We start from the raw sequence: 6698 nt of genomic DNA on the forward strand, positions 1-6698 counted from the left end.
TCCGGCCGGAAATAGGCCCGGTATTCAACGAGGGGAAATCATGAAATACGCAGAAGACGGCCAACCCCGCGGGCTGAGTATGCCGCGCTCGCGTGGCGCGGTCAGCGGATTGCTCTTGGTCATCCTGGGGGCTTGGGGGGCGTTAATACCGTTTGTCGGACCTCGCTTCAATTTCGCCTACACACCCGACCGGGCGTGGGCGTGGAGTTCGGCGCGAGGGTGGCTCGAGGTGCTGCCGGGAGCCGCGACCGTGCTGGGCGGTCTCTTGCTGATCGTCGCGGGCAACCGCCTGGCGGCGATGCTGGGCGGCTGGCTGGCGGTGCTGGCCGGCGGGTGGTTCGTCGTCGGTGGTCAGTTCGCCCCGCTGCTGGGTATCGGCTCCGCCGGTGACCCGGTCGCCGCCACCGAGCGAAAGCGGGCGGTACTCGAAGTCGCCTATTTCTCCGGACTGGGTGCGCTGATCGTCTTCGTCGGCGGTGTGGTGCTGGCCCGCACGGCCGTGCGCCTGGCGCGCGACGTCCAGCCGCCGGCGCCGGCGGAAGCCGCGGCCGCGCCGGGCGTCGAACCGTACCGGGAGCCGGCGTACGAACCGGCCGAGGTGTCCTCGGGCGCGCTGACCAAGCCGCGTACAGCCGTCGACCCGCAGCCGAAGCGCGGCTGGCGCCGCAACCGCCCGGCGTCGGGCGCCAACGCCGCGTACCTGCGCTGGCCGCATCCTCAGCAGTAGCCCGCGCGCAACCAAAAGCAATCGCCCAGTCCCGGACGGGACTGGGCGATTGCCGTCTTGCCTTTACAGCAGTCCGAGCAACTGCAGGTCGGTGGCGTACTTGACGATGATCGGCGGCGAGACATGTGGGATGTCCTTGTCCGGGCCGATCTTCGCCTCCTGCACCGCGGCGCGGAAGCGGTCGGTCGGCGCCATCGATCCGTTGATCGGCTTCTCGGGCTGCTGGTAGTTGTGCAGCAGCGGCAGCAGCGAGTACTGGCGCTGCCGCTCCGGCAGGCCCCGCATGGTGCCCTCGAACCGCCGCAGCCATTCGCCGTAGTCGGCGATGCGCTGGATTCCGTAGCCGGCGTCGATCAGCCAGTCGACGTACTCGTCGAGGCCGATGCCGTCGTCGTACGGGTTCATCACGTGGTACGTCTGGAAGCCGTCCCGGCCGGAGGCGTTGTCCAGCACCTGCGTCCCCAGCGTGGAGATCGCCGCGGCGATGAACTCGACCGGCAGGCCGTCGTAGTGCGAACGCTGCCGGTTGCCGTCGGCGTCCAGTTCGTAGAACGAACCGGGCGCGACACCGGTCGCGACCAGGCTCAGCATCAGCCGGGTGAACATGTCCGGCAGGTTGAGCTGCCCGGCGTAGGTGGTGTCGGCCAGGATCATGTCGCACCGGAACACCGCGACCGGCAGGCCGCACAGGTCGTGCGCCTCGCGCAGCAGCACCTCGCCGGCCCACTTGCTGTTGCCGTAGCCGTTGGCGTAGTTGTCGTTGACCGCGCGGGTCGCGCTGATCTGCCGGATGTCGGCGTCCTCGACGAACTGGCCCGGCTTGATCTGGTCACCGACGCCGATTGTCGACACGTAGGTGTACGGCTTCAGCTTGGTGGTGAGCGCGATGCGGATCAGCTCGGCGGTGCCCAGCGCGTTGGGACCGAACAGCTCGCTGTACGGCAGCACGTGGTTGACCAGGGCGGCCGGGTCGACGATCACGTCGACCGTGTCGGCCAGCCGCTGCCAGGTCTGCTGGTCCAGGCCCAGGTTGGGCTCGCCCTTGTCGCCGGCGATCACCTCGAGGTGGTCGGCGGCCAGTTCCCGGTAGTGGGCCACCAGCTTCGGGTCGCCCTGCGGGGAGCCGACGCCGAAGGTCTTGTCGAGCCGGGCGCGCGCCTCGTCGTCGGACTTGGCCCGCACCAGGGCGATCACCTTGCCGTCCACCAAGTCCATCCGCTCGAGCCACTCCAGCGCCAGGTAGCGGCCCAGGAAGCCGGTCGCGCCGGTCAGCAGCACCGTGCGCACCTCGGTGGTGGGCTTGGGCAGGCTGGGCGCGGCGGCCAGCGTCTCGGCCTCGAGGAACTTGTCCAGGGTCAGGTCGCTGGCGTGCACCGTGGTCGCCTCACGGCCGTGGACGGCCGCGAACGTGGGCCGCTTGCTGCCCTGGCGCTCGCCCTCGATGTAGTTGGCGATGGCCTGCAGGTCGCTGGCCGGGCTGACGATGACGCCCACCGGGACGTCGATGTCGAAGATCTCGCGCAGCAGGTTGCCGAACGTCAGCGCCGACAACGAGTCCCCACCCAGATCGGTGAAGTGCGCGTCGGGCGAGAGGTCGGTGGCGGCGGTGCCCAGCATGGCGGCGGCGGCGCGGCTGACCGTCTGCAGCACCGGCGCGTTGGCGCCGCTGCGGCGCAGCTCGGCCAGCTCGTTGGCCTGGCCCTCGGCGAGCTCGGCGTAGAGCTGCTCGAGCCGTTCGCCGTAGTGCTGCTTGAGCTTGGGCCACGCCAGCTTGCGGATCCCGGTCAGCAGCCCGTTCTCCAGGCTGAACGGGGTGGTCTCGATGATGAAGTCGCGCGGCACCTCGTAGGACTGCAGGCCGGCCTGACGGGCGACGTTCTGCAGCGAGTCGGCGATCTTTCCCTTGAGCGCCTCGGGGTCCCAGCGCCCCAGGGCTTCCTGGGTCGGCACCACGACGGCCAGCAGGTAGGGCTGCGCGCTGTTGCCGTAGACGTAGATCTGGCGGACCAGCGGGCTGTTGCCGAACTCGGCCTCCAGCTTGGCCAGCGTCACGAACTCGCCCTGCGCCAGCTTCAGCACGTTGTTGCGGCGGTCCACGTAGACCAGCTTGTCGGGCGCGACCTCGGCGAACACGTCGCCGGTCCGGTAGTAGCCGTCCTCGTCGAACACGTTGGCCGTGATCTCGGCCCGCTTGTAGTAGCCGGGGAACATGTTCTCGGTCCGCAGCACCAGTTCACCGCGCGGGTGGGGCCGGTCCGTCCCGAAGTAGCCCAGGTCCGGCACGTCGACCAGCTTGTAGTCGATCACCGGTGGGCGCTGGATCTCGCCGTCGAAGAGCACCATGCCGGCCTCGGTGGAGCCGTAGCCGTCCATCAGGTGCATTTGCAGCAGGGACTCGACCCAGTTGCGCAGTTCCGGGGAGGTGGGCGCCGAGCCCGTCATCGCGAAGATGTACCGACCGCCCAGCAGGTACTGCCGCTGCTCGGCCAACACCTCGGCCTCGACAGCCTGCCGGTCTGCGCCGTCGGCGAGCCGCCGCTCCACCTGGCGCTGGAACTCGCCGAACAGGGTCTCCCAGATGCGCGGCACGAAGTTCAGCTCGGTGGGGCGCACCAGCTCGAGGTCCTCGAGCAGCGTCGAAAGGTCGCTCCTGGCCGCGAAATAGGCCGTGCCGCCGTTGCCCAGGGTGCCGTAGAGGATGCCGCGGCCCATGACGTGGCTCATCGGCATGAAGTTCAGGGTGATCGACGCGGCGCTCTCGCCGAACCAGTTCCGGCTGCCGCGCCGCCAGATCTTGGCGACGTTGCTCTGCGGGTACATCGCGCCCTTGGGCGCGCCGGTGCTGCCGGAGGTGTAGATCAGCAGCGCGAGCGGGTCGGGCTCGTCGCTGGCCGGGAGTTCCGCGTCGGGCAGCGCCCTGCCGCGCTCGAGCACCTCGGCGAGCGTCTCGACGACCACGCCGGCGTCCGCCAGCCGCGTGCGGGCGGTTTCGACGGCCTCCCGCTCGTCGTCCACCTCGGGGTGGTAGTCGAACACGACCAGCTTGGCGGGCCGGTGGCCGCTCAGGATCAGCTCCACCGCGTCGGGCAGCTGGTTCGCGCTGGCCGCGATCACGGTGGGCTCGGTCTCGGCCACGATCGGGTGCAGCGACGTCAGCGACGCGCTGGTCTGCAGCGGGACCGACACCGCGCTGACCGTGGCCAGCGCCATGTCGATCGTGGCGTAGTCGACGCTGTTGAAGCCCAGGATGCAGACCCGGTCACCGACGCGCACCTCGTCATGGGCCCACGCGCGGCCGAGCGCTGAAACCCGGTCGCCGAGCTCGCGGTAGCTGAGGGTCTCGAAGCGGGGGAGCAGCTCCAGCCTGGTGCGGCCGCTCGCCGAGTCCTCGACGAACTCCACCGCCCGGTGCGCCAGCGCCGGGCGGTCCGCGTACCCGTCGAGCACCGTCCTGATCACCTGGGGGAGCCGCAGGCCGGGCTCCTCGAGGGCCGCCTCGATCGCCGGATCCGGGCGGGCGGCGGCGAACTGCGGGTCGTTTGCGGTCAGTTCCTCGATACGGCGCTCGAGCCGCTCGTCGTGATTGATGGTCGACATAAGCAATTCCCTCGCAATGAAAGTTAGTGAGTCATTTTGGCGCCGATGCGCTGACGGTTAAAACGTTAGCTAAAGTAACGTTATTCCACCATGGCCGCGCCGCGGCGGAGGTTGTGACATTGGCCACGCGGCCGGACATGTCCCCAGGTCTTACAGGTCGCCCAGCAGCCGGCCCAGGATGTCGAGCCCCTCGTTCAGCAGCTCGTCCCCGATGGTCAGGGGCGGCAGCAGCCGGATGATGTTGCCGAACATCCCGCAGGTCAACACGACGACGCCGGCGGCGTGCGCCGCGGTGGACAGCTTCTGAGTCAGCTCGGCATCCGGCTCGGCCGTTCCCGACTTCACCAACTCGATGGCGACCATGGCGCCGCGGCCGCGCACATCGCCGATCCGGTCATCGCCGGCCTGCAGCCGCAACAACGGTTCGGTGATCAGCCGTTCCAATTGCCTGGCCCGCTCGATCAGGCCGTCACTTTCGATCGTGCTGATGGTGGCCAGTGCTGCCGCACAAGCGACTGGGTTGCCGCCGAATGTGCCGCCCAAACCGCCGGCATGGGAGGCATCCATAATCTGCGCCCGGCCGGTGACCGCCGACAGCGGCAGCCCGTCGGCGATGCCCTTGGCGGTGCAGATGAGGTCCGGCTCGATGCCCTCGTGCTCGCAGGCGAACATGGCGCCGGTGCGCGCGAATCCGGTCTGCACCTCGTCGGCGATGAACACCACGTCGTTTTTCCGGCACCAGTCGAGCAGGGTGGGCAGGAAGCCGTCGGCGGGCACGATGAAGCCGCCTTCGCCGGCGATCGGTTCGATGATGACGGCGGCGAGGCTGTCGGCGCCCACCTGGCTTTCGATCACGTCGATCGCGCGGGCGGCGGCCTTCTCCCCGTCGGTGGCCAGCTCCTTGTCGAGCAGCCCGTCCCGGTAGGGGTAGGACACCGGGGCCCGGTAGACCTCCGGCGCGAACGGGCCGAAGCCGCTCTTGTACGGCTTGGACTTGGCGGTCAGCGCCATCGCCAGGTTGGTGCGGCCGTGATAGGCGTGGTTGAACGCCACGACGGCGGGTTTGCGCGTGTACGACCGCGCGATCTTGACGGCGTTCTCGACGGCCTCGGCGCCGGAGTTGAACAGCACCGAGCGCTTCTCGCCGGACCCCGGAGTGATCCGGTTGAGCTCCTCGGCGACGGCGACGTACTGCTCGTACGGCACGACCATGAAGCAGGTGTGGGTGAACTCGGCCACCTGCGCGCGCACGGCCTCGACGACCCGCGGGGAGGAGTTGCCGACGGTGGTCACCGCGATGCCGGACGCCAGGTCGATGAGCCGGTTGCCGTCGACGTCCTCGATGATGCCGCCGAAGGCGCGCGCGACGAACACGGGCAACGAGACGTTCACCCCGTGCGACACCGCCGCGGCGCGCCGCTTGGTCAGTTCCAGCGAAGCGGGACCGGGGATTTCGGTGACCAGCTGGCGTGTCTGCTCGAGGCCGGCCACGATCTTCTCCTCACCGCGGCGCGCCTTTCGCGTCGCCACTAAAGCCTATCGGGCGCCGCGGCTGCGGGCCTCCCGCGCACGCGGGGCTCGGGTGCTACCTGCGGCAATGGCACACTGGCCGATAGGAGGTGCGCGGCCCGCGGGTCGTCCCGGCGCCGATGCCCGAATACCACTACGAAAAGACAGGCCTGTTGATGGAGAGTTTGATCCTGTTCCTGCCCTTCCTGCTCATCATGGGTGGGTTCATGTACTTCGCGTCGCGGCGCCAGAAGCGCGCGATGCAGGCCACCATCGACCTGCACGAGTCGCTGCAGCCGGGCGATCGCGTGCACACGACGTCGGGCCTGCAGGCGACGGTCGTCGCGATCACCGACGACACCATCGACCTGGAGATCGCGCCCGGCGTGGTGACCACCTGGATGAAACTCGCCATCCGTGACCGGATCCTGCCCGACGACGAAGACCTGGCCGACGACGACCTGGCCGACGATGACGGCGCCGACGGCTTGGCGGCATCCGACGACGGCCGGCTGACCAAGGATTCCTGACCGGGATCCCTGACCGCTTGCGCAGCGGGCGGGTGCCCGACACTAGGCTCTGTCCGGGGTACGAACCGATACTCGAGGAGATAGAAGGAACGTGGCATCGTCTTCCGCGCCGGTGCACCCTGCCCGCTACCTGTCGGTTTTCTTGCTGCTGCTCGTCGGCGTCTACCTGCTGGTCTTCCTGACCGGGGACAAGCGCGCGGCCCCCAAGCTCGGCATCGACCTTCAGGGTGGTACCCGCGTCACGTTGACGGCGCGCACACCGGACGGTTCGCGCCCGAGCCGCGACGCGCTGGCGCAGGCGCAGCAGATCATCAGCGCGCGGGTCAACGGGCTGG

The 6698-nt window shown here is 69.2% G+C and carries 4 protein-coding genes and 1 pseudogene; 3 read left to right on the forward strand and 2 right to left on the reverse strand.

What is annotated here, in order from left to right; translation table 11 throughout:
* The first annotated feature begins 40 nt into the window (after positions 1–40).
* The gene (locus BST44_RS03185; RefSeq protein WP_083175071.1) at positions 41–727 is read left to right on the forward strand and encodes a hypothetical protein; all 687 of its coding nucleotides are present in this window, start codon (positions 41–43) and stop codon (positions 725–727) included.
* 63 nt (positions 728–790) lie between these two features.
* Here BST44_RS03185 and car read toward each other — a convergent pair whose 3' ends face one another.
* Positions 791–4324, reverse strand: a complete 3534-nt coding sequence (gene car, locus BST44_RS03190; RefSeq protein WP_083175072.1) for a carboxylic acid reductase — start codon at positions 4322–4324, stop codon at positions 791–793.
* A 150-nt stretch (positions 4325–4474) separates the two neighbouring features.
* Positions 4475–5815, reverse strand: a complete 1341-nt coding sequence (gene gabT, locus BST44_RS03195; protein WP_083175115.1) for a 4-aminobutyrate--2-oxoglutarate transaminase — start codon at positions 5813–5815, stop codon at positions 4475–4477.
* 194 nt (positions 5816–6009) lie between these two features.
* Between gabT and yajC the strand changes: the two genes are divergently transcribed.
* Together yajC and BST44_RS03205 are read left to right on the forward strand one after the other, a co-directional pair.
* Positions 6010–6363 carry a preprotein translocase subunit YajC gene (gene yajC / locus BST44_RS03200; RefSeq protein ID WP_083175117.1) on the forward strand — a complete coding sequence of 118 codons (354 nt, stop codon included), beginning with the start codon at positions 6010–6012 and terminating at the stop codon, positions 6361–6363.
* A gap of 91 nt (positions 6364–6454) precedes the next feature.
* Positions 6455–6698: pseudogene (locus tag BST44_RS03205) on the forward strand (protein translocase subunit SecD); the annotation flags it as partial.

The sequence above is a fragment of the Mycobacterium scrofulaceum genome, from assembly GCF_002086735.1.
GTDB classification, from domain to species: domain Bacteria; phylum Actinomycetota; class Actinomycetes; order Mycobacteriales; family Mycobacteriaceae; genus Mycobacterium; species Mycobacterium scrofulaceum.